This is a genomic window from Mesorhizobium sp. (assembly GCF_005063415.1).
In the GTDB taxonomy this organism is placed as follows: domain Bacteria; phylum Pseudomonadota; class Alphaproteobacteria; order Rhizobiales; family Rhizobiaceae; genus Mesorhizobium.
In genome coordinates this window covers 1-302 of sequence record NZ_SUEG01000398.1, presented here as the reverse complement: position 1 = coordinate 302, position 302 = coordinate 1, and the positions used below count along the sequence as shown (strand labels likewise).

General features: G+C 61.3%; 1 pseudogene. It reads right to left on the bottom strand.

The annotated features are described in order from the left end of the window. Positions 1 to 224, bottom strand: a pseudogene (locus E5W70_RS32785) (hypothetical protein); the annotation flags it as partial. Positions 225 to 302: the final 78 nt, after the last annotated feature.

The window sequence follows — 302 nt, the reverse complement described above, 5'->3', positions numbered from 1 at the left end:
TTGGCCTCAACCTTTCGCCGACCTTGACTGGCGATGTAGTTCTGGACGTAGGGCTTGCGGTGATCGGGGTGACCCGGATCGCCGAGGTCCTTGCCGCTGCCGGTCTCCAAGTTCTCGATCCAAGGCAGGCCGAGGTCGCCGATCTGCTCGCGTGTCAGACCGATGCGCTCGACGCGGATCGGCGACGGATCGAAGTCGACACCCTTGACGTTGGCGCAGTCCATCAGGTTCGACTTGGCATCACTGGACTTCAGATTGCCGCGCCAAGATGTTTCGCACGTTCGACACCTGCCATTGGCCAT